The 19644-nt window shown below is 46.2% G+C and carries 18 protein-coding genes; 10 read left to right on the top strand and 8 right to left on the bottom strand.

Annotation, left to right across the window (positions count from 1 at the left end):
* Nucleotides 1–11: 11 nt before the first annotated feature.
* A complete protein-coding gene (locus tag ON006_RS29490) occupies nucleotides 12–971 on the top strand; it encodes a 1-phosphofructokinase family hexose kinase (protein ID WP_244821767.1) in 960 nt (319 codons plus the stop codon).
* A gap of 66 nt (nucleotides 972–1037) precedes the next feature.
* Nucleotides 1038–2099, top strand: coding sequence for a 6-bladed beta-propeller (locus ON006_RS29485; protein WP_244821766.1), 1062 nt, complete (start codon nucleotides 1038–1040; stop codon nucleotides 2097–2099).
* Nucleotides 2100–2129: 30 nt separating this feature from the next.
* Here ON006_RS29485 and ON006_RS29480 read toward each other — a convergent pair whose 3' ends face one another.
* Nucleotides 2130–2855, bottom strand: coding sequence for a hypothetical protein (locus ON006_RS29480; RefSeq protein WP_244821765.1), 726 nt, complete (start codon nucleotides 2853–2855; stop codon nucleotides 2130–2132).
* A gap of 190 nt (nucleotides 2856–3045) precedes the next feature.
* On the opposite strand from ON006_RS29480, the gene ON006_RS29475 reads away from it, so the two are divergent.
* Both ON006_RS29475 and ON006_RS29470 read left to right on the top strand, forming a co-directional pair.
* Nucleotides 3046–5367 carry a TonB-dependent receptor gene (locus tag ON006_RS29475; RefSeq protein ID WP_244821764.1) on the top strand — a complete coding sequence of 774 codons (2322 nt, stop codon included), beginning with the start codon at nucleotides 3046–3048 and terminating at the stop codon, nucleotides 5365–5367.
* Nucleotides 5368–5403: 36 nt separating this feature from the next.
* Nucleotides 5404–5958 (top strand): hypothetical protein, encoded by a 555-nt coding sequence (locus ON006_RS29470; RefSeq protein ID WP_267609925.1) that lies wholly within the window; start codon nucleotides 5404–5406, stop codon nucleotides 5956–5958.
* Nucleotides 5959–6010: 52 nt separating this feature from the next.
* On the opposite strand, the gene ON006_RS29465 is transcribed toward ON006_RS29470, so the two are convergent.
* Nucleotides 6011–6421, bottom strand: a complete 411-nt coding sequence (locus tag ON006_RS29465) for a Fur family transcriptional regulator (protein ID WP_244821762.1) — start codon at nucleotides 6419–6421, stop codon at nucleotides 6011–6013.
* A 200-nt stretch (nucleotides 6422–6621) separates the two neighbouring features.
* Here ON006_RS29465 and ON006_RS29460 point away from each other — a divergent pair, with 200 nt between their 5' ends.
* On the top strand, nucleotides 6622–7014 hold the full coding sequence (locus ON006_RS29460; RefSeq protein WP_244821761.1) for a MerC domain-containing protein: 393 nt from the start codon (nucleotides 6622–6624) through the stop codon (nucleotides 7012–7014).
* Nucleotides 7015–7019: 5 nt separating this feature from the next.
* Here ON006_RS29460 and ON006_RS29455 read toward each other — a convergent pair whose 3' ends face one another.
* Complete coding sequence (locus tag ON006_RS29455) at nucleotides 7020–8270, bottom strand: serine hydrolase (protein WP_244821760.1); 1251 nt, start codon at nucleotides 8268–8270, stop codon at nucleotides 7020–7022.
* A gap of 113 nt (nucleotides 8271–8383) precedes the next feature.
* Here ON006_RS29455 and ON006_RS29450 point away from each other — a divergent pair, with 113 nt between their 5' ends.
* Nucleotides 8384–10102, top strand: a complete 1719-nt coding sequence (locus tag ON006_RS29450; RefSeq protein ID WP_244821759.1) for an IlvD/Edd family dehydratase — start codon at nucleotides 8384–8386, stop codon at nucleotides 10100–10102.
* Between the two features lie 60 nt (nucleotides 10103–10162).
* On the top strand, nucleotides 10163–10960 hold the full coding sequence (locus tag ON006_RS29445) for an SDR family NAD(P)-dependent oxidoreductase (RefSeq protein WP_244821758.1): 798 nt from the start codon (nucleotides 10163–10165) through the stop codon (nucleotides 10958–10960).
* 5 nt (nucleotides 10961–10965) lie between these two features.
* Here the strand turns inward: ON006_RS29445 and ON006_RS29440 are convergent, their stop codons facing one another.
* From ON006_RS29440 to ON006_RS29425, 4 genes are all read right to left on the bottom strand, one after another.
* Entirely contained in the window at nucleotides 10966–11679 is a 714-nt protein-coding gene (locus ON006_RS29440) for a hypothetical protein (RefSeq protein WP_244821757.1), read from the bottom strand.
* Nucleotides 11680–11755: 76 nt separating this feature from the next.
* Nucleotides 11756–12316 (bottom strand): gliding motility lipoprotein GldD, encoded by a 561-nt coding sequence (gene gldD / locus ON006_RS29435; protein WP_445438765.1) that lies wholly within the window; start codon nucleotides 12314–12316, stop codon nucleotides 11756–11758.
* A gap of 86 nt (nucleotides 12317–12402) precedes the next feature.
* The gene (glmS, locus tag ON006_RS29430; protein ID WP_244821755.1) at nucleotides 12403–14241 is read right to left on the bottom strand and encodes a glutamine--fructose-6-phosphate transaminase (isomerizing); all 1839 of its coding nucleotides are present in this window, start codon (nucleotides 14239–14241) and stop codon (nucleotides 12403–12405) included.
* A gap of 186 nt (nucleotides 14242–14427) precedes the next feature.
* Nucleotides 14428–15234, bottom strand: coding sequence for a glycogen/starch synthase (locus tag ON006_RS29425; protein WP_244821754.1), 807 nt, complete (start codon nucleotides 15232–15234; stop codon nucleotides 14428–14430).
* Nucleotides 15235–15441: 207 nt separating this feature from the next.
* Between ON006_RS29425 and panC the strand changes: the two genes are divergently transcribed.
* A complete protein-coding gene (gene panC / locus ON006_RS29420) occupies nucleotides 15442–16284 on the top strand; it encodes a pantoate--beta-alanine ligase (protein ID WP_244821753.1) in 843 nt (280 codons plus the stop codon).
* Nucleotides 16285–16345: 61 nt separating this feature from the next.
* Here panC and ON006_RS29415 read toward each other — a convergent pair whose 3' ends face one another.
* Entirely contained in the window at nucleotides 16346–17824 is a 1479-nt protein-coding gene (locus tag ON006_RS29415) for a Gfo/Idh/MocA family protein (protein WP_244821752.1), read from the bottom strand.
* Nucleotides 17825–18134: 310 nt separating this feature from the next.
* Between ON006_RS29415 and panD the strand changes: the two genes are divergently transcribed.
* Nucleotides 18135–18485, top strand: coding sequence for an aspartate 1-decarboxylase (gene panD, locus ON006_RS29410; RefSeq protein WP_244821751.1), 351 nt, complete (start codon nucleotides 18135–18137; stop codon nucleotides 18483–18485).
* A gap of 45 nt (nucleotides 18486–18530) precedes the next feature.
* On the top strand, nucleotides 18531–19565 hold the full coding sequence (locus ON006_RS29405) for a lysylphosphatidylglycerol synthase transmembrane domain-containing protein (protein WP_244821750.1): 1035 nt from the start codon (nucleotides 18531–18533) through the stop codon (nucleotides 19563–19565).
* The last annotated feature ends 79 nt before the right edge of the window (nucleotides 19566–19644 follow it).

The following is a 19644-nucleotide window of genomic DNA, read 5'->3' as shown; positions in this document are numbered from 1 at the left end:
ACCGTACTTCTATGGCAACCGGACCCATTGTAACCCTTACAATAAATCCTGCTCTCGACAAAAGCTCTAATGTAGCCCGCATCGTACCCGATAATAAACTGCGTTGCGAGACACCCAATTTTGAGGCAGGAGGCGGGGGTATCAATGTAGCCAAAGCTATTCACAGACTGGGAGGAAATCCGGTCGCTATCTTTACCATTGGCGGCCCTACCGGGCAGCGTCTTCACAAACTTGTTAAAAGCGAAGGCGTGGAAACCATGGTCATTGAAACAAAACAATGGACCCGGGAGAATTTTCACGTGCTCGAAACCAGTACAGGTTTCCAGTACCGATTTGGAATGCCGGGAACGGAAATGATGCCTACCGAGGTACGCTCCATTCTGGAAACAATGGAAGAGCTGGATCCAAAACCATCCTACATTATCGCGAGTGGCAGCCTTCCTCCGGGAGTACCAGCTGATTTTTATGGTCAGATCGCGAAAATCGCGCACAGCCAGGGAGCCCGTTTTATTGCGGATACTTCCGGCGACGCACTCCGCTATGCCACAGAGGCAGGAGTTTACCTTCTCAAACCCAACATTACCGAACTCAGTGAGCTGGTAGGTGTTGATAAGCTTGAAATGGACGAAGTCGATGATGCCGCAAGGGCACTTATCATTCGCGGGCAATGCGAGATCGTAGTCGTGTCTATGGGCGCTATGGGCGCTATGCTTGTGACGGAGGACCAGGTGGAACACATTCCTGCCCCACCCGTTCAGCCAAAAAGTACTGTCGGTGCAGGTGACAGCATGCTTGCCGGCATAGTATGGACGCTTTCACAAGGTAAATCCTATCGGGAAGCAGTTCGTATGGGGGTTGCCTGTGGTTCAGCGGCCACCATGAATTCGGGTAGTGAGCTGTTTAGGATGCAGGACGTGAACCGTTTAATGGACTGGCTGAACCGCTACGGAAAGCGCTATTCAGCAACCTAAGCAAATCTCTGACCATACAATAGTAAGAATGTACATACATTGTCTTTTTTAAATAAAAGACTTATCATGTCCGATACACAATCCCGTCGCGAGTTTGCGAAAATTACAGCTGTAACAGCTGCTGCCCTGACTTTTAAACCGTTTTATATCCTGAAAGCCAAGCCAAAAGTGGATGGCGAAGTCATCGGGCATGGTAGCCATAAGTACAAGGTGCACCAGGGCTGGGGAAACCTGGATGCTGCACAGTTTCCGGTAAATAACTGCCACGAAATGGTGCAGGACAGCAAAGGAAGGCTCATTATGGTGGGTGATGAAATCAAAAACAACATTCTCATCTACGACCGCTCGGGCAAATTGCTGGAAAGCTGGGGACATGAATTTCCGGGAGGACACGGCCTGACGTTATGGAACGCCAACGGAGAAGAGTTTCTGTTTATCTGCGATCCCAATACCGGTAAAGTTTTCAAAACTGATCTTAAAGGCAAAATCCTGCTCACCATCGAGCATCCTTCGAAAGTTGGTGCATATAAGGAAGCAGACGCATTCAAACCCACGGAAACGGCTATCGGTCCGGACGGGACGATCTACGTGGCGGACGGTTACGGGTCACAGTGGATTTTAAGATACAATCAAAAAGGAGAATTTATTGACAAATTTGGCGGATCGGGAGATGGCGACGGACAGTTTTCCACAGCACACGGCATAGCAGTCGATTATCGCGACAAGGCCAACCCTACCCTGCTGGTTACCTCCCGCGCTCACAATGCATTCAAGAGATTTACATTGGATGGTAAATACATTAGCACGATATTCCTGCCAGGAGCATTCGTTTGTCGGCCAGTTTTCAGCGGCGATACATTGTACGCTGGCGTATGCTGGTCGCGGTTACGTTACTTGAACCAGACACCGAACTCTGGCTTTGTGACGATTCTTGACAAAAACAATAAGGTAATTTCGAACCCCGGAGGTACCAAACCTGAGTACCGGAATGGAGAGTTACAGCTGATGCTGCAGGAGAAACCAATTTTCATGCATTGCCATGATGTTTGTATCGATAATGAGCAAAACATCTACGTGTGTCAGTGGAATGCGAAGAAGACTTATCCTGTCAAACTGGAAAGAGTTTAACGGGAATTTGCGTTAATCCGCTGGTGCCTATCAGCGGATTAACCTTACGGTGATCCCGTTGATGATCATAGTACCAATGGTCAGCAGGCCATATGCGACGCCAATCGGCATTTGTGGCACCAGCCAGGCCACTCCCACCAAAAATGCTACAAAGCCGTATCCGGCCAAAAGTAATCCATAAAGTATCCTGATCGCCGCGTCCGAGCCTTGCTGAGCGTGCGTAAAAACCGCGAGCGTCGATGTCATGATCGGAAAAGGCGTAAGTATGCCGCTCCAAGTTGGCCCCAGGTAATCGGCAGCCTGCGTCACTGCTACCACGAAAAATGTCGCGGCGAGCATTCTCAGGGGAATGTCATAAAGTGGTTGTTTCCTGAAATCTGTTTTGGCTTTCGGTTTTGGAAAAAAATATAAAACCGCCGTCAGTACGACCAGGTTTAAGCCAACTGCTGCGGCAATCGACATGCTTTGGCCCAGTGACAACAATGCCACAATAAAGAAAACAACGTAACTGATCATGACCGTGGGTAGCCACGACAACCGGGAGGACACAATCGAATAAACCAGTGCGAACAGGATTGTACCAACTGACCCTAACAAAGCAGAGTTAATAGTGGAAGCTGCGAAAGACGCTCCATGTTCCAAAGCGATGAAGAATGAAATGGGCCCTGCTACCCAGGGAAACCCTCCGATCCAGCCTCCCCAGCCCTCACCCCACCTTCTGACGGCAAGTGTTACACCCGCGATAAGCGGAGGCATGAGCAGGATTTTAGTAAAAAGTATGTCAGACAAAATTCGAAATGGCAGGTAATTGACTGCAAATTTACATCTCAGCAGGTAATAGCCTGTAAAAATGATAAAATAGTTATTGTTTTTAATTGCAACACAGTTGCAATTGTAATACTTTTGCAACGTTGTAACAAAAAGAATATAGTTACAACTGTATCTAATGAGCCGACTCCTTCTTTCTTTTTTGATTTTACTGGTTTCAATTGTCTCCCACGCCCAGAAGACCGACTGCGGATGTTTTGTGAAAGGAATAGTAAAGGATCAGCATAGCGGGCAACCGATTGTAGGTGCGACCGTATTGATCCTGGGACAAAATAGCGGCGTTTTCACGGATGAAAATGGCAGATATGAACTGCGTAACCTTTGTCCGGGCTCATACACGCTCGAATGCAGGATCGTGGGATACAATTCTTTCCGGCAAAAGCTGGACCTTACAGCCGGTCACGAAGAGAATTTCAATCTCTTGGAACAGGAAGTGCATTTAAAGGATGTGGAGATTACCGCCCACCGCACCGACGCGCCTTCTTCTCAGCCCTTAACGACATTGAGTGGCAGTGATCTGGAAAAAACGCGGGGCCAGAATTTAGGAGAAAGTCTCAAAGGGCTAGCGGGAGTTACCACTTTGCAAACCGGTTCATCTATTTCAAAACCGGTGATCCATGGCTTGCATAGCAATCGGATCCTGATCATGAACAATGGTGTACGCCAGGAAGGTCAGCAATGGGGCTCGGAGCACGCGCCTGAAATTGATCCTTTCATCGCGACCAGACTTTCTGTCGTGAAAGGTGCGGCAGGTGTGCGTTATGGCTCTGACGCGATCGGAGGCGTGATTTTAGTGGAGCCGGAAGAACTCCCTTTCGACAAATCATTAAGTGGTGAAGCCAATGCAGTGGGTTTTACGAATGGTCGCCAGGGCGTTTTATCCGGTACTGTGCAGGGCGGGATAAAGGGTTTCAAGGGATTTGGATGGAGAACGCAGGGAACGATCAAACGGGGAGGTAACATTAAAACTCCCGGCTATTATCTTGACAATACAGGCATTAGCGAGAAAAACTTCTCGCTGGCGGCAGGTTACCGACATAAAGGACTGGGTGTTGATGTTTTTTACAGCCGGTTCGACACCAAGATCGGGATATTCTCAGGCTCACACATTGGGAGCATTACTGACTTGTTGAATGTCATTAAAAATGGCGAACCGTTTGTCAAATCAGGGTTTAACTATGCGATCGGAAGGCCGAACCAGAATGTTACTCACGAGCTTTTAAAGGCGGAAACACATTACCATTTCCAAAATGGAAACCGTTTTCAATGGACCATTGCCCGGCAAATCAACGACCGGAATGAGTATGACCTGCACCGGCCACGAAACGACTCCATAGCTGCGCTCAATCACCCTGAGCTCACATTTAAATTGACGACATTAACCAATGATGTGATTTGGGACCACAAACCCATCGCCGGGAAAATTGCGGGACAATTGGGTGTCAGCACTTTGTACCAATATAACCTGATGAACGGGCGGCCATTGATACCCAACTTCAATCAGTTCAATATCGGATTGTTCTGGATGGAGCGGTATGTAAAAAATGGCTGGGAACTCGAAGCGGGCGTGAGATATGATTACCGGACATTGAAAACCTACCGGATCGTGAACCGGGAAAAGGTTGCGGACCACTTTACATTCCACAATTTCTCGGGAACATTGGGTGCGACGAGGAATTTTTCGGAACGCTTTTCGGCAAGACTAAATGTGGGTACTGCCTGGCGGGCACCGAATGTAAGCGAGTTGTTCAGCGACGGTGTCCATCATGGTGCTGCGGCTTATGAAAAAGGCGATGCGACATTGCAGCCCGAAAAAGCATTGAATACTATTGGAAGCGTAAAATATACCGACGCCAAATGGTCTCTCGAGATCGGTGGTTACTATAATTATATCTCTGACTTCATTTATCTAAAACCACAGCCCGAGCCAATTCTGACTGTCAGGGGCGCATTTCCTTACTTCAAATACACGCAAACTGATGCTTCTTTTAAAGGTGTTGACGTGTCGGCGAGCTGGGAGTTTATCAGGCACACTACCGTGTCCAGCAAGCTTAGTTATTTGAGGGTGTACGATCAGCGAGCTGATAATTACCTCGTGATGATACCGCCTAACCGGTTGGATAATCAATTGAAATACGAGTTGCCTGATGTTGGCAAATGGCAGAAAGTGTTTATCTCGGCCGGAAATCTTTTTGTAGCACAACAAAAACGCGTTCCACCGGCAAGTGATTTTTTGCCGCCGCCCAAAGCTTATTCACTATGGAGCCTGCAAGCGGGTGCGACGATTCGCGTAACTGAAAAACAGCAGCTTGAAATCGGTGTTAGCGTCCAGAACTTGTTCAATACCGTTTACCGTGACTACCTGAACCGGTTCCGCTATTATGCCAATGATATGGGAAGAAACGGCTCCCTGCGCCTGAAATGGAAGTTTGGCGCCTAAAAAGAATTTTAGTACCAATACATAAACCTGTTACTTATGAAAATGAACCGTAAATTAACCTGGATGTTACTTGTCGGCGTGGGAATGTCTTTCACCCAATGCAAGGATTCGGGAAGCGACGTAAAACCTGATGACGAAAACGAGCTGATCACTTCCGTAACCCTTAAATTTACCGAACAAGGAACGACGAACGTGTCTTCATTCTCCTATAAAGATGCCGACGGCGACGGTGGCAATGCAGCTACAAAGTTCGATACGATTACGTTGAAACCCGCAACAACCTATACGCTTACGATTGAGCTGCTGGATGAGAGTAAAACACCTGTCGACGACATCACCAAGGAGGTTGAAGAAGAGTCGGACGAGCATTTGTTTGTGTACACGCCATCGCCTGCTTCTCTTATGACTTACACTTACGGCGATAAGGATGTCAACAATTTTGTGATCGGATTGACTGGAAAGGCGGTTACCGGTGCTGCCGGCGATGGGAAATTGAAGGTTCAGCTGCGTCACCAGCCTGGGGCCAAAAATGGAAAGCCTGAGCCTGGAAGTGACGATGTCAATCTTGACTTTACATTGAAAGTCAAATAGTCATGTGAAGATTTGTTTGTGAGATCGATTTTGAGTGAATGATCTCACAAACTCAATTGCATTTTGGGCAAACTCCCTGAATCAGCAGGTTAAAGTTTTCAGCCTGATATCCCTCAGGTAAGTTCACTGCAGGAATGCGCATATTTTCCAGACAGTTGGTTTCGCCACATTCACTGCATTTGAAATGAATATGATCGTGGTGATGCTTTTCTTCCGAGCAGCTATGTGAACATAAGGCATATCGGAGCCCTTCGTCGTCCAGTACTTTATGAATGATCCCTTTCTCGAGGAAAGTTTTTAACGTTCGGTAAATGGTCACACGGTCGTAACTTTCTCCCAGCGCCCCTTCCAGATCTCCATGCGACAATGCATTTTTCTTGGTTATAAATGTTGAAAGCACGTCTTCACGGCACGTTGTCGTGCGTAGTTGATGTCCTTTCAGTGTTTCTCTTAATTGATCCATTGTTTCCAACAGTTTGATAAAATTGTACAGTTCCTCTATTGTAAAACCTTTACCGCCAAAGTTAAGTTCTAAGTTCTAAAATATCACGGCCTTTCGCCTTCTCCTGAAAAGTAATGGGCCGTTTGGTTAAAAAATATTCTGCAACACAGTTGCAAGTTAAGCTCAATCACCGTATTTTTGCAACGTTATTGTATCTAGGAATGAAAGCATCGCACTCACATGGCAAGGCCGATTATATTGGAATACTAGGTTCTGTATTGTGTATCATACATTGCCTGCTAATGCCTGCTCTGGCATTTGGGTCCTCCGTAGCGTCGCATCACGAGCACGCTGGCATGTTGTCGCTGGACTATTTCTTTATCCTCATCAACGGTATCGCGGTTTATTACGCTACCCGTAATCACAAGTCGCTTCCGGTAAGGATTATTCTCTGGGGAGCTTTGGTACTGTTTTCTACCTCACTAATATTGGAGGGGAAGCACGTTATATTCGCGTGGCTGGGCTATGCGGGATCTGCATTGTTGATCATTGGCCATCTTCTGAATCTGTACATCTGTCAGATCGCCCCTAAATTGAAGGTTCGGGTTTCTTAATCTTTTCATTTATCGTATTCTACTTCGAACCGGCTCAGATCAGGCCTCACGGATCTCTTTCTGTCCAGTTCATACTCAAAGATCGTTTTTCCTAAATTAGCCATGAATGGAAAGCCAATCTCGTCGTAATCATATTTATTGTCATTGAAAATCTGATCTGCATTGCAATAGATCACGGCGGTGAGCATAAACTCGATCCCTTTTTCGAAATCCGCGATGTAGGCGTTATCCAACAGGAAGCCGTATGCGTCACCACATTTATTGAATAATCGAATGTGCCTCGGCAAGCGCGTTTTGGTAGCTCCAAAAAGCAAAAATTTCACATAACCATCGTAAAGATCATCGGTATAGTGAGCCGGAAAGCTCGTCTCAACCGGAAATTGGGACATGTACTGATATAAAAAGCCATAGTCATCAGGCGTCAGATTGAATCTCTGGCCAGGCGGTACCTGATCCGGAAAGAACAATGTCTTCAATAACCTATGCTGTTCTTCCAGCGGGAAAAAGTTTTTACTTGAAAAATCAAAAGGCTCATTAACTAGCACGCCGTCCTTCATAAATCCTTTGCCTAAGAGAATCTGCTCAGGAGCTTTCAATTCCTTCTCATTATACCTGGCCGGCTGTTCAAATATTATTTCTCCACCTCTTTCAAAACGAATTGCATTGGTATAACGATTGTTTTCGGCCCCCATGGGTGAATCAAGGCGATGGACGATCCGCGTATTTGTAAATCCTTTGTGATGTAAACTATCATTGAATTCCTTCTGGCCAATAAATTCATACAACCTGTTAAACGCGTCGTTATCGCTGGCAAGAAGTATTTTTTTGGCATAATGGGCAACAGAAGGCAACCCGCTTTCAGATGTAGTGTCCGCATCCACCTTGGTTTGTTCCGGCCGATCAGCACCTGTGAACATGGGGGTGTACTTATCATATCCTAGCTTGTTCATTTTCTCGAAAGCCAGTGCGACAGCGGCCAGCTTCACGGTACTTGCGGGATAAAAATATTCAGCGCTGTTCACTCTATACCCATGTGTGGTAAAGTGCGGCTCGTTTTTCTTGTTCCGGTCAATGCGGGTGTACAATACCTGTATCCGGTACTTATCTGGATTATTGAGAATTTCTGAGAAGCGTTCCGGATGCTTTTTTAATAACTTTTCAATAAAACTGTCGGCCTGGAACTGTGCAATAGAAGGTAGTGCAACCAATTGTAAAAGTAAGTAAAACAACAATTTATAACCTCTGAAAACAGTCATGGATAATCCGGGCACGTGTAAAACGAAGATACAATTTTTATTTTAAAGGGCTGCCGGAATTATATTTTACTGATAGCCTCCTTTACTTATTTACATGTAAACTATGGCAACTAATGGACGAAAATAAATTACGCAGCCGGGGATGGTTCGGTAAGTCGGGAAAAGACGGATTTATATACAGGGCCTGGATGAAAAACCAGGGCTATCCGGCAGATGAGTTTGAAGGAAGGCCTGTAATCGGCATTTGTAATACATTTTCAGAATTGACGCCATGCAATGGCCATTTCCGTGAGCTAGCTGAGTCAGTGAAACGCGGTGTGTGGGAAGCAGGTGGTTTTCCACTCGAATTTCCGGTGATGTCATTGGGAGAAACGCTCATGAAGCCTACGGCAATGCTTTTCCGCAACCTTGCGAGCATGGATGTGGAAGAATCAATCCGTGCCAACCCGATCGACGGCGTTGTGCTGCTCTGCGGTTGCGACAAAACCACGCCTTCACTTGTAATGGGTGCTGCGAGTGTGAACATTCCTACGATCGTGGTTTCCGGTGGACCCATGCTTACAGGACGTTACCGTGGCAAGACCATTGGTACCAGTGACCTGTGGCGTTTCAGCGAAATGTACCGGCAAGGCGAGATATCGCAGGACGAATTTACCACTGCAGAAGCATGTATGTGCCGCAGCGCCGGTCACTGCGCAGTAATGGGTACTGCTTCTACAATGGCGTGTATGGTAGAGTCACTGGGGCTCACACTGCCTGAAAACGCGGCGATACCGGCCGCTGATTCGCGCAGGAAAGTTTTGGCACAGCTGTCTGGCCGGAGGATCGTGGAAATGGTGAAGGAAGACCTTCGTCTTTCTCAGATATTGACCAAAGAAGCATTTGAGAACGCAATCATGCTCAATGCAGCGATTGGTGGTTCAACTAATTTTGTGATTCACTTGCTGGCGATTGCCGGACGAATTGGCGTGGACCTTTCTCTTGATCATTTCAATGACTTGTGTGCAAAAGTACCGCTGCTACTGAATTTGCAGCCTTCGGGAGGTTACTTCATGGAGGACTTCTATTATGCGGGCGGCCTGCCTGTTGTGATCAAGGAAATGATAGGAATGCTGCACGACGGCGTAATTACCGCGAATGGTAAGACTATGGCCGAAAACTGCGCGTCGGCCGAATGTTTTGATCCCAGTGTGATCGGTACATTGGCTGAGCCAGTGAAAGATCTGACAGGTCTTGCTGTGGTTCGTGGTAACCTGTGTGAAAACGGTGCGGTGATCAAACCATCGGCATCATTGAAACCTGAACTGATGCAACACCGCGGTAAGGCCATTGTTTTCGAGGATATTGATGATTACAAGGCACGTTTGGACGATCCAAACCTTGATGTGGATGAAAATAGTATCCTGGTCTTGAAAAATGTAGGACCCAAAGGCTACCCGGGCATGCCGGAAGTGGGTAATATGTCGCTGCCAAAAAAACTGCTGGCGCAGGGTGTCATTGATATGGTAAGGATATCCGACGGACGTATGAGCGGTACCGGGTTTGGAACAGTTGTTTTGCACATTTCTCCGGAAGCTGCGGTCGGCGGAACGCTGGCCCTGGTGCAGGACGGCGATTTCATTGAGCTGGATGTTGAAAACAGAAAACTCAACCTGGAAGTATCGGATGAAGAACTGGCGCGTCGGCGTACATTGTGGAAGCCACTGGATATGGGTTACAACCGGGGTTATGTTAATCTTCACATCAACCACGTGATGCAGGCGCATGAAGGTGCCGACCTGGATTTCCTCAAAGGAGGTTCAGGGGATAAGGTTACAAGAGATTCTCACTAGACTATTGACCGGGAGCGAAACGGCTTCCGGTCAATTCAAAAACATTTAGTAGCGTAAAAAATGAACAGCCAATTATTCGACAATCAGGTTGCGATTGTTACCGGAGCGGGGCAGGGAATCGGATTTGAAATTGCGAAGCAGCTTGCCAGTCAGGGTGCGTGTATTATTTTGAATGATGCCGACAAATCGCTTGCGGCTGATGCTGCCCGTAAAATCCGCAATAAGGAAGGTGAATGTGTTGCATTTGCCGGTGATGCTTCTAATCCAGACATCATCGACGGCATGGTTGACGAGGCTGTCAAATGCTTTGGAAAACTTACATTAACCGTAGCCAATGCAGGAATTACGCTTTTTGGTGATTTTTTTGACTACCCGGTCGAAAATCTAAGGAAAGTCCTGGAAGTGAACTTGATGGGTTCGTTTTTATTGACACAAGCTTCGGCGAAGCAAATGCGTCTTCAAAAATCAGGTGGGAGAATATTGCTCATGTCGTCCGTGGTCGGGCATCAGGCGCACCAGTTTCTTGGAGCATATGCGATGACAAAGGCGGGCTTGGAAATGTTGGCCAAAAACCTGGTTTTGGAACTATCTCCGCACGGAATAACCATTAACACAGTCGCTCCTGGTGCTACATTGACGGAAAGAACGCTAGCCGAAGATCCGACCTATCCCAAAACATGGTCGGCGATTACACCTATGGGGAGGCCTGCTATCTGCGAGGACATTGCCAATGCTGCATTGTTCCTGCTTTCGCCACATTCAGGTCACATTACAGGACAAAGCCTGGTGGTGGACGGAGGGTGGACGTCGGTAAGCCCATTGCCCGATTTAAGCAATATGGCAGTTAAGAAAAAGTAAGATTATTATTCTCCGAGGCCCAGAAACAGCTGCGCTTCCAAATCATCTATACTCCCGTCCTTTGATAGAAATAACTCCCGTGGCTTGGAAGAAGCTGCGGGAATAACGGTCATAAAGCTTCTGTACTGCTCGTCAGTGATGATTTTCAGTAGCAAAGCTCTTTTCAGTACCATTGGAAAAGGTACTTTGAAAAAATTGGCAATGTCGGATGCCAGGAAATCGGGGATCTTGGAAATGTCATTTCTGAAAAAGCTCTCGACTTCTTCAAATGGCAAAAGTGCCTCGAAAATTAGTTGTTCGGAACGGGCTGCAAGGGAATTTGTATTGGAATAAAGCGTATGAAGGCCCAGCGAAACGGTCAATAAATGAATGTGATAATTGCGTTCATTAAGCTCCGAAGCAGCATTCACAAACACCCATCCTTTTTGACGATATATAGCCGAAAAACCTTTGAAAAGCGGATCAACATTGTGCAATTGCGCGATTTTAACACCCTCTGGATAAGGAAGTTTGTGACCGATCTGATGCACAATATCCTGAGCGTAAGAAATGTCTGCTACCTCACCAGCCGGCTCTATCATCCAGTCACCATTTACCAAACCTTCGAATAGCTGGTCCGCAACACGCTGACTTTCAACTTGTCCTAGATGCAGAACGATCCTGTTTCCGCGGACTGAAAAATCAAGGAGAAGCTGGTTTTTGGGTTGCTTTCTGGCCATAGTGTATCGTGTTGTTGAGGTGAGAGCCCCAAAGATACATGCTTCAAATTTCCACCGCAATATTCTTCACCACATTTTATCTCCACTCCAATGTGTTGAGAAGCTGGATCATGTCCTTTTGAATATAGTCGATCACAGGGGCCAGGGAGTCATTTTTGGTAGCCGTAGGAAAATAAACGGCACCTCTCAGGAAATGTTCTGTACTATCTGTTGTATAAAACTGGTAAGGACTGGGCACATCACCTTCAATCTTGAAAATAATGGCAGTACGCCCGCTTTTGGAAAGAACCCGCTGCTCCTGAATGGATGACGCCCTGATCTGATGCTTTCCGGCCAGCTTGTAGCTATCATTAATAAACGCTTTTAACCTGCCTGGGTCATTTTTCAACTCTTTATAAGTCAGCTGAATGCTGGCCTTAAACTGCGGATAATTGATAAAGATCCAGTCTTTTTCGGCCATTGAAAATGTATCCGGTACCACTTCTGCGTACCGGGAATATTCAAATGTATAGGGATGAGCCTCGGATAGTTTCTGGTAAGTATTGGAAGGCAGCTCTATCCGGTTGAACCCTTTTGGGCGGGGAACGTAACTCTGATCTTCTTTTTTTTCACAAGAAAAAATGATCAGCGCCGTCATAATCGCCGCGCAGCTATGTAACAGTTGTTTTAGAATTGGCATGATTTGAGAACTGAATGCACAAAACTAACGAAAACCGGAATTCTTTATTCCACTGTCACTGATTTCGCAAGATTCCTCGGCTGATCCACATTACGGCCGCGCATCACAGCAATGTAGTAGGATAGCAGCTGCAATGGAATCACAGAAACCAGCGGCGTCAGGATTTCATGCGTTTTCGGCACTTCAATCACAAAATCAACCATACCGGGAATCAATGTATCTCCCTCGGTAACAATGGCGATCACACGCCCCTTTCTTGCTTTTACTTCCTGAATGTTCGACACGATTTTCTCGTATGACCCGTCTTTCGTTGCCAAGAACACTACCGGCATATCTTCGTCTATCAATGCGATAGGTCCGTGCTTCATTTCGGCAGCTGGATAACCTTCCGCGTGGATGTAGGATATTTCTTTCAGTTTGAGCGCGCCTTCCAATGCTACCGGGAAATTCAGTCCTCGTCCGAGATAAATGAAATTTCGCGCATAGGTAAAGATAAACGCGATCTCTTTGATTTTGGAAGCGTTCTCGAACACCTTGCTTACCTTCGAAGGAATCGTTTCCAGCTCGATCAGTAGCTGACGATAAGTTTCCTCTGAAATGGTACCTTTTCTTTTTGCCGTCGCGATGGCCATTAACGTTAGCACAGTCACCTGAGCCGTAAATGCCTTGGTACTCGCCACTCCTATCTCAGGGCCCGCATGTGTATAGGCGCCTGCGTCGGTAGCGCGTGCAATGGACGAGCCTACCACATTACAAACGCCAAAAATGGTCGCTCCTTTTGACTTAGCCAGTTCGATGGCAGCTAATGTATCGGCCGTTTCTCCCGATTGTGAAATCGCGATAACGATATCTTTCTCGTTGATCACAGGATTACGGTACCTGAATTCGGAAGCGTACTCCACTTCCACATTGACGCGTGCCAGTTCTTCAAACAGGTATTCCGCTACAAGCCCAGCGTGCCAGGAAGTACCACAGCCAATGATCACGATCCTGTCGGAATTGGCGAGCTTATCAAGATAATTGCTCAACCCTCCCAACTGTAAATGTGCGTCGTCGGCACGTACCCTGCCCCGCATACTGTCAGCAATGGACCGTGGTTGTTCGAAGATCTCCTTGATCATAAAATGGTCGTAACCACCTTTTTCAATGGTTTCGAGCTCCATTTCCAGTTTCTGGATGTACGGAATGGTAGCGGTATTATCAAGATTTTGAATGCTGAGCTTTCCGTCACTGATCACAGCGACCTCGTAGTCGTCCAGATACACGACGTCTTTGGTATACTCAATAATGGGCGTCGCATCGGAAGCAAAAAAGAACTCCCCCTCCCCGATTCCAATGACCAGCGGGCTGCCTTTTCGCGCGGCAATAAGCTGGCCAGGATGATCCACCGACATCACTACGATAGCATATGCACCTACTACTTCCTTTAAAGCGAGGCGTACGGCAGATTCAAGCGAACCACCGGTTTCCAGCTGGATGTCTTCAATAAAATGAATGAGCACTTCTGTATCGGTATCGCTTAGAAAGACATGTCCTTTCTTAATCAGCTGTTGTTTGATGGACGCGTAATTTTCAATGATCCCGTTGTGGATGATGGAAAGCTTGCGGTTATTGGAGAAGTGAGGGTGCGCATTGACGTCGTTTGGCTCGCCATGTGTTGCCCACCGGGTATGCCCTATTCCGATTGTTGCTGTAAGATGTTTGTCGGCCAGTACACTTTCCAGGTCTGACACCTTACCCTTTTTCTTGTAAATATTCAATTTATCATTTTCGAGCAGGGCAATACCTGAACTGTCGTATCCCCGGTATTCGAGTCTTTTAAGCCCTTTCAAAATCAGAGGATATGCCTCCCTGTTTCCAACATAAGCCACAATTCCGCACATATTTTCGCAAATTTTGTTTGAGTGTATGTCAATGCTAACGTGCAAATAAATAGCAATAGAAACTGGTTAACAAGCTTATTTTTAATTTAATACTAAAAATTATCCAATTCAAATGAAGTGCTCGAACACATGCACAAAAAAAACGGCGACTTAAAAAAGCCGCCGTTTTCAATGATTGATTATTTACTAACTCATCAGGTCAGTATACAAATTGTAGTAAGACTCAGAGAACTTTTCGTCCTGCTCATCCAGCTCAACACGCTTAGGCGCATCATTGAAAATCTGGTTAAGGCTTTCGCTGCAGTGATCGTCCGCTTTCAAAACCGCATCTGCATAAGCACACCCGATTTTTACAAAACCTTCGAAATCCGCAGAGTGCAAATGGGCCAAAGCCTCATCGCTTACATCCATCGCTTTTGCTTTGCTTTGCAAATCTGCATCGAACTTGAAGTCAAAAGCATTGTTATGTACCGTAAATACACTTTTTGTATCCTTAAACATCGGATCGTTGCGATACGTAGTTTTCAAATACAATGGGATCAACGCTGTCATCCAGTCGTTGCAGTGAACTACATCCGGAGCCCATCCCAATTTTTTTACCGTTTCCAAAACCCCCTTACAGAAGAAAATCGCACGTTCATCATTGTCATCATAAAAATTGTTCTCTTTATCAAAGAACACTGATTTACGGTGAAAATAATCATCATTGTCTATAAAATAGACTTGCAGCTTCGCATTTGGAATAGAGGCTACTTTAATGATTAGTGGCTTTTCTTCATCTCCTACGGTAATATTTATTCCTGAAAGTCGAACTACTTCATGAAGCCGGTTTTTGCGTTCATTGATAAGACCAAAACGGGGAACAAGAATTCTGATTTCTGCACCTCGTTCCTGCATTGCCTGAGGAAGTTTCCTTACGTAATCGGCAACATCAGTGGTTTGGAGGAAAGGGTTGATTTCACTGGCTACATACAAAATTCGTAGTTTCTCCATAGATCTTTTAGCAGTTTGTGAAAAAAAGTTTTGCAAAATTATACAAAAAAAATCGCAATTTCAAAAGATATTCCAAACTAAGTGTAATATTGCGTTCAGTTTGGGATTTCCCGTTCCAAAATTTTCCAGCCTGTCACCACTAGTTGCCCACACAGATTATAAAGCAATAGTACGGCACCGGTTACTCCCTCAGATTTTACTTTTTCCATGGAAGTATTTACTTCAGTCAAAAGCCTTCGGAATTTTCTTGATCAGCAAATATTACAACAAAAAACCATTGGCCTGATACCTACCATGGGTGCCTTGCACGAAGGTCACATTTCGCTCATCGAGGCTTCCAAAACAGACAATCACATTACCGTTTGCAGTGTTTTTGTCAACCCGACGCAGTTCAACAATGCTGAGGATCTTCTCAAATACCCCAGGACGCTCGAAGCGGATTGTGTCATGCTGGAAAACGCCGGTTGTTCGGCCGTATTTGCGCCCTCAGTGGAAGAAATGTACCCGGAACCTGCTGTGCTCAAAATCAATTTCGGCTCGCTCGAAAGCGTAATGGAAGGCGCTTCAAGACCGGGACATTTTAATGGCGTGGGGATCGTGGTATCCAAGCTGTTTAATATCGTCCGTCCCCACCATGCTTATTTTGGTCAAAAAGATTTACAGCAGGTTTCGGTTATCAGAAGATTGATCACTGATCTCGCATTCGATCTTAAACTCGTTGTATGCCCCACTATCCGCGAAACGGATGGATTGGCGATGTCATCGCGAAACAGACGGCTCAATGATGAAGAAAGAGCCATTGCACCTCACATCCATCGTATTTTGACGACCTCAAAAAATAATCTGCTCGCAGGTAAGCCTGTAAAGGATGTTATAAAGTCCGCACACGGCGAGTTTGCAGGTATTAAGGAATTTACACTCGATTACTTTGAAGTGGTGGACGTGAAGACTTTGATGTCCATTGAAAGTATTGGTGCTGAAGATAGTAACGCCATTTGTATCGCAGCGTTTCTTGGGCCGGTGAGGTTGATTGATAATGTTGTTTTTTAAATTGTGAGACTGAGCGGACGGGACCGCCGGGCGGTCCCGTCCGCTCAGTCTCACAAAAGTATTACGACAATTTCCAGTCGCCGCGGTATTTGCGTTTTACGAACTGGTTGGCTTCGTCAAAGTTGGTGATTTTCATATTGTTACCATCCCATAGCAATTTCTTACGACCTGGATAGTCAAATCCTTTTCCATCAGCCTTTGCCTGACGCAGGTTATAGCTTCGGATACCCAGGTTACCCATGATCACCGTTTCTGTCAAAGGTCCGGCGTAGTCGAACGACGAAGTTAGCACCTTGTGCTCTTTGCTGTTGAAACCTGCTTTACAAGCGTCTGACCATGAAACGTGGTGACCGAACTCAGGCATGGTGGTGTATTTGTTTCCAAAATCACCTGGCTTGTATTCCAGCTTGGTTCCGTCTTTCAGATATACTTTGGGAGCAACACCGTACGTTCCGCAGGTCATTACCCCTTTTTCACCGATCAAAAGAACACCATTACTGCTGTCCGGCTCTCCCAGCGGATCATTTGCAGGAATCAGATCCGGGTGGAATGGACGAAGACCGCCATCATGCCAAGTCAATGTAACTTCTGATTTGTTGACTTTGTTAGCCGGGAATTTCAATTGTACTCTCGATGATGGCGGGCAGCCTTCAGGAATGTACTCAGCGGTCCAGTCTTTGATGAAAACCTGGCCCACGCTACATTCAAGTTCGGTAGGATAGCCTAGTCCCAATGTACGGAAAGCAGGGTCGATCAGGTGGCAGCCCATATCGCCCAATGCACCGGTACCGAAATTCCACCATCCACGCCATTTGAACGGGTGCCATGCCGGATTATAATCCACCCATTCTGCAGAACCTACCCAAAGATCCCAATCAAGATCTGCAGGAACTTCAAATTTGCCTGTTGGGACAGGGATACCTTGTGGCCATACCGGACGGTTTGTCCACACGTGTGCTTCGTGTACATTACCGATCAACCCTTTGTTGAACCATTCTTTCATCTGGTTCTGGGCAGGATTGGATGCTCCCTGGTTACCCATTTGCGTTACTACCTTGTATTTGCGGGCGGCTTCGGTCAGCATCCGCGCTTCGTAAATATCGTGCGTCAAAGGCTTCTGGACATACACGTGCTTACCTCTCTGCATGGCAGCCATAGCGATAATGGCGTGCATATGGTCGGTAGTAGAAACTGTTACCGCGTCAATGTCCTTTTCCATTTCGTCGAACATCTTACGAAAATCCTTGTATTTTTTGGCGTCAGGGTGCAGCTCGAAATTCTTTTTTACCTGTGCCTGCCCCCAGTCCACGTCACAAAGTGCTACCAGATTCTCAGCGCCTTTGTTCCATGCGTTGTTGGTGTCAGAAAAACCTTTACCGCCCACGCCGACACCGGCAATATTGAGCTTATCGCTTGGAGCGCGATAGCCCTTGCCCAGCACATGGCGGGGAACAATAAAAAAACTGCCAATTGCTGCTGCCGTAGTCTTTTGCAAAAAGTCGCGGCGGTTCACATCTTTCGGTTTATTTTCTGTATTCATCGGTTTAGTAATGAAAAAATAAAGTTGATAATAAAGTTTAAAGCATTCTTTACCGGAATATTACTGAATAGTACTAATTCACGCTTAAATATAATGATGTTCCCCGCAAAGTGTCGGGCATCAGACCGGTTCATTGAAATAAATCTTGTAATTAATATCATTAATCTATGTCCGGGAAGTACAATACAATGGCCTTTCAGTCACGGGAACCCTTCCTAAAACCACTATGTTTTGAAGGCTGGGTATTAATCCTGTAACTTTGGGAATTAATGCATCTTTAAAATAGAATCTCGACTTACAACACCGGGTAATGCAAATAACCATCATGAAATCGAAGATTCACCGGGTGAAGGTGACTCAGGCGGAATTGAATTATGTAGGCAGTATCACCATTGATGAAGATCTGATGGACGCTGCGGGATTGCTGGAAAACGAACAAGTACATATTGTCAACAATAACAATGGCGAACGCTTTGTAACTTACGTCATTAAGGGAGAAAGAGGTACCGGCATGATCTGCCTCAACGGCGCGGCTGCCAGGAGAGTACAGATCGGTGATATCATTATTATCATCGCATATGGCTCCATGACCCAGGAAGAGGCCAAAACCTTCAAACCAATGGTCGTTTTCCCGGATCACAACAACCGTCTGGTTGTGTAATCCAGCCATATCCAAAACTAACACTGCACATATTAAGGAGTAGCTATGAAGAACGTCTTACGTTACACGATATCGCTTGTGCTAGCAGGCGGCCTGATCTGGTTTGTTTTCAAAGACATCAATTTGTCCGAGATGCTCGACCGGTTTGCCAAATCCGACTGGCGATGGATAGCGGTTTCCTGCTTTTTCCTGCTATGTGCCCACGTTACCCGCGCCTGGCGCTGGGGAATGTTAATGGAGCCGCTAGGCCACAAACCCGGGCTGGTAAATAGTTCAGTGTCAGTATTAACAGGGTATTTTGCCAACTACATTGTCCCAAGAATGGGCGAGGTAACGCGCTGTGGTACATTATATCGCCTCGAAGGCATTCCGGTGAACCTCAGCTTTGGAACTGTTGTCGCGGAACGGATTTTCGACGTGATCATCCTCCTAATATTAATCGGCCTGAATTTCATTCTGGAATTCGAACGGCTGAGCACATTCTTTACCGATTTTTTCCAAAGTAAAATTGGGGGTAGCCAAGGTGGATCGGGAAGCGGTCTGTTACTCGGTATATTGGTAGGCGGCTTGGTTTTGGTAGCAGTAGCTGGTTTTATTTTGTTCAAAAATGTCGCTCTGAGAAATAAGATGCAGCAAAATGCGATCATTGCCAAGATTGTCAGTTTTGCGCAAGGAATGCTGGAAGGGCTGCTAAGCGTTCGCAAACTGCGGAGTCCGGGATTATTCATCCTCAGCACTTTAATGATTTGGGTGCTTTATTTCCTGATTTCATACGTACTATTCTTTTGTATCCCCGAAACCTCAGATCTGGGCCCACTGGCCGGCCTCACCTTGCTGGTAGTAGGCGCGATAGGCATGACGGCCCCCACACAGGGAGGTATCGGCGCATACCACCTGCTCGTCGGGAACGTTATGGTTCTTTACGGATTGTCACAAAATGATGGTATTACGTTAGCCACTTTCATTCACGGGGCACAAATGATATTTATGCTGCTGATTGGCGCACTGGCCTTTTTGTATGTTTTGGTACAAAACAAAAAAGCATTGCCAGAGCCCGAACAAGTGTCTGCCGGGAATTAATTTAAGAACTTACAATAGTCTGGGAGAATGGAAACCAAGTATGATACCATATTCCATTTCTATAATCCTATACCGCTTT

This window comes from Dyadobacter pollutisoli (genome assembly GCF_026625565.1).
GTDB lineage: Bacteria > Bacteroidota > Bacteroidia > Cytophagales > Spirosomataceae > Dyadobacter > Dyadobacter pollutisoli.
Note: the sequence above shows the minus strand (reverse complement) of the source record. Positions and strands in the feature narration are given on the sequence as shown.

What these genes read in the sequence shown, in the direction of transcription:
- ON006_RS29485 (WP_244821766.1), top strand. Translation starts at nt 1,038, where the DNA reads ATGTCCGATACACAATCCCGTCGCGAGTTTGCGAAAATTACAGCTGTA.
- ON006_RS29480 (WP_244821765.1), bottom strand. Translation starts at nt 2,855, where the DNA reads ATGCCTCCGCTTATCGCGGGTGTAACACTTGCCGTCAGAAGGTGGGGT.
- ON006_RS29475 (WP_244821764.1), top strand. Translation starts at nt 3,046, where the DNA reads ATGAGCCGACTCCTTCTTTCTTTTTTGATTTTACTGGTTTCAATTGTC.
- glmS (WP_244821755.1), bottom strand. Translation starts at nt 14,241, where the DNA reads ATGTGCGGAATTGTGGCTTATGTTGGAAACAGGGAGGCATATCCTCTG.
- ON006_RS29465 (WP_244821762.1), bottom strand. Translation starts at nt 6,421, where the DNA reads ATGGATCAATTAAGAGAAACACTGAAAGGACATCAACTACGCACGACA.
- ON006_RS29455 (WP_244821760.1), bottom strand. Translation starts at nt 8,270, where the DNA reads ATGACTGTTTTCAGAGGTTATAAATTGTTGTTTTACTTACTTTTACAA.
- ON006_RS29425 (WP_244821754.1), bottom strand. Translation starts at nt 15,234, where the DNA reads ATGGAGAAACTACGAATTTTGTATGTAGCCAGTGAAATCAACCCTTTC.
- ON006_RS29460 (WP_244821761.1), top strand. Translation starts at nt 6,622, where the DNA reads ATGAAAGCATCGCACTCACATGGCAAGGCCGATTATATTGGAATACTA.
- panD (WP_244821751.1), top strand. Translation starts at nt 18,135, where the DNA reads ATGCAAATAACCATCATGAAATCGAAGATTCACCGGGTGAAGGTGACT.
- gldD (WP_445438765.1), bottom strand. Translation starts at nt 12,316, where the DNA reads ATGACGGCGCTGATCATTTTTTCTTGTGAAAAAAAAGAAGATCAGAGT.
- panC (WP_244821753.1), top strand. Translation starts at nt 15,442, where the DNA reads ATGGAAGTATTTACTTCAGTCAAAAGCCTTCGGAATTTTCTTGATCAG.
- ON006_RS29470 (WP_267609925.1), top strand. Translation starts at nt 5,404, where the DNA reads ATGAAAATGAACCGTAAATTAACCTGGATGTTACTTGTCGGCGTGGGA.
- ON006_RS29415 (WP_244821752.1), bottom strand. Translation starts at nt 17,824, where the DNA reads ATGAATACAGAAAATAAACCGAAAGATGTGAACCGCCGCGACTTTTTG.
- ON006_RS29440 (WP_244821757.1), bottom strand. Translation starts at nt 11,679, where the DNA reads ATGGCCAGAAAGCAACCCAAAAACCAGCTTCTCCTTGATTTTTCAGTC.
- ON006_RS29405 (WP_244821750.1), top strand. Translation starts at nt 18,531, where the DNA reads ATGAAGAACGTCTTACGTTACACGATATCGCTTGTGCTAGCAGGCGGC.
- ON006_RS29450 (WP_244821759.1), top strand. Translation starts at nt 8,384, where the DNA reads ATGGACGAAAATAAATTACGCAGCCGGGGATGGTTCGGTAAGTCGGGA.
- ON006_RS29490 (WP_244821767.1), top strand. Translation starts at nt 12, where the DNA reads ATGGCAACCGGACCCATTGTAACCCTTACAATAAATCCTGCTCTCGAC.
- ON006_RS29445 (WP_244821758.1), top strand. Translation starts at nt 10,163, where the DNA reads ATGAACAGCCAATTATTCGACAATCAGGTTGCGATTGTTACCGGAGCG.